General features: G+C 69.2%; 1 protein-coding gene. It reads left to right on the plus strand.

All coding sequences use genetic code 11. From position 1 onward, the window contains the following. The first annotated feature begins 95 nt into the window (after positions 1 to 95). Positions 96 to 1991, plus strand: a complete 1896-nt coding sequence (locus tag ACFQ8T_RS06455; protein WP_430545726.1) for a right-handed parallel beta-helix repeat-containing protein — start codon at positions 96 to 98, stop codon at positions 1989 to 1991. Positions 1992 to 2071: the final 80 nt, after the last annotated feature.

Genomic DNA, 2071 nt, shown 5'->3' on the forward strand with positions numbered 1-2071 from the left:
GCTCGGAGATGTGTATAAGAGACAGCACCGTGACGTGCGCGGCACGGCCCGCCCGCTCCGTCCCACACCCGTTCCATACCGACCGGAGGACGACGATGTCCAGCAGGTGGATCAGAACCAGCACGGTGGCCCTCACCGCGTTCGCGGCGGTCGCCGCCGTCGGGGTCGGGGCCACGGCCTTCGACCCGTACGCCGCGACCTCCCAGGGCGCCGGCAGGTGCCCCCAGCTCTACGTCTCCCCCGACGGGGACGACGAGCGCGGCGACGGAACCCGCAGCGCCCCCTGGGCCACGCCTGACAAGGCGCGCGAGCACATCCAGGACCTCGGGCTCAACCACGAGCGCAAGATGCGGTGCGACATCGTGGTCAACCTCGCCGAGGGCGACTACCCCGTCGACGAGACCATCGAGTTCACCGAGAAGGACTCGGGGAACAACGGCCACCAGGTGATCTACCGCTCCGCCGACGGACCCGGCAAGGCCAACCTCGTCGGCGCCGAGCCCGTCACCGGCTGGGAGCCCTACCAGGACGGCATCTACAAGGCGCCCGTCGACCTGGACGCCCCCTTCTACACGCTCTTCGTCGACGGCGACCGCGCCACCACCGCGCGGCACCCGAACCGCACGAGCGAGGACACCCACGCGCCGTACCTCTTCTCACGTCTGATCGAGCCCGAGAAGGAGGGTGTCCGCGACCAGATCGGCTACAACCCCGGCGAGTGGGACGAGACGGCGGACCTCGGCTCGTACACCAGCTGGCCGGCGCAGGTCACGATCTGGTCCGGCGGCTCGTGGAGCTGGTTCACCGACACCGTGCCGATCAAGAACGCCGACGTCAAGGACACCGACAACAAGATCATCCTCGACCACTGGACCCGCTACGCGATGATCAACAGCCGCAGCGGCTCGCGGTACTTCCTGCAGAACTCCCTCGACTTCCTCGACCAGGCCGGCGAGTACTACCTGGACCACGAGGCGGGCGAGCTCTACTACAAGCCGGCCGCGGGGTCGATGGACGGCGTGACGGTCATGCGACCGACCGCCACGACGCTTCTGGACATCCAGGGCGACTCGCCCGACGACCGGGCGCACGACATCACGTTCGACGGCCTCGGCGTGCAGTACTCCGACTTCGTCGGCTGGTACCGCGCAGGATGGACGAGCGCCGGCGACGCCGGCGTCCCGCACACCTACCCCGAGTACGACCGGCAGATCGAGATGCCTCGCAACCGGTTCGGCGCGATCACGCTCGAGAACACCGCGGACATCACGCTCACCGGCATGCACATCCAGGACACGGGCTTCACCGGCGTGTACGCGCTCTTCGCCAACGACCACCTGACGGTCGAGGACTCCCTGCTGGAGAACCTGGGCGCGGACGGCATCAAGGTCGAGGGCGGCTGGCCCGGCGAGGGGGACCTGAGCCACGGCCACACGTTCCGCAACCTGTACGTCGACCACGTCGGCGAGCTCGTGCCCGGCGACGCCTCCGGCATCGAGCTCATGTCGACCGGCGACAACACCGTCGAGCACGTCCACGTCAAGCACTCGGCGCGCTACGGCATCAGCCTCGAGTCGCGCCCCGAGGTCGTGGACGGCGACCAGTACACCGACAACAACACCTTCCGCTACATCCGGATCGACGAGGCCGGGCTCGACTCCGGCGACATGGGCGCCTTCTACACCTACGGCGTGGACAACCAGGATCCCCACCCCGTGCAGAACACCGTGGACCAGATGGTCATCGGCGACGTCATCCCCGACCCCGCGGGCGCCATGCCGGACAGCGGCACCCGCGGCGTGCACATGGACGCCGGCGGCTGCGGCTTCGCCTTCTCCAACATCGAGGTCGGCAAGACGACCGACCAGTCCTACCAGTCCTACGACTGCAACGAGGTCACCAACGGCAACTGGGAGGACGACTTCGACGCCACCCGGATGCAGTACGACCAGATCGGCGTCACCGCCGACTTCCCCTACACCGTCGACTGACGACCGCGGCCGTGGCCCCGCCCCCCCCGCGGGGCCCGCCGCCCCCCCCCCCCCCGTGGTGGGCGGGCCACCCCCGCGCC

It is taken from the genome of Isoptericola sp. NPDC056618, from assembly GCF_042792715.1.
Taxonomy (GTDB): Bacteria; Actinomycetota; Actinomycetes; order Actinomycetales; family Cellulomonadaceae; genus Isoptericola; species Isoptericola nanjingensis.

Bases quoted from the DNA above. Each gene is read 5' to 3' on its own strand.
- ACFQ8T_RS06455 (WP_430545726.1), top strand. From the start codon at position 96: ATGTCCAGCAGGTGGATCAGAACCAGCACGGTGGCCCTCACCGCGTTC.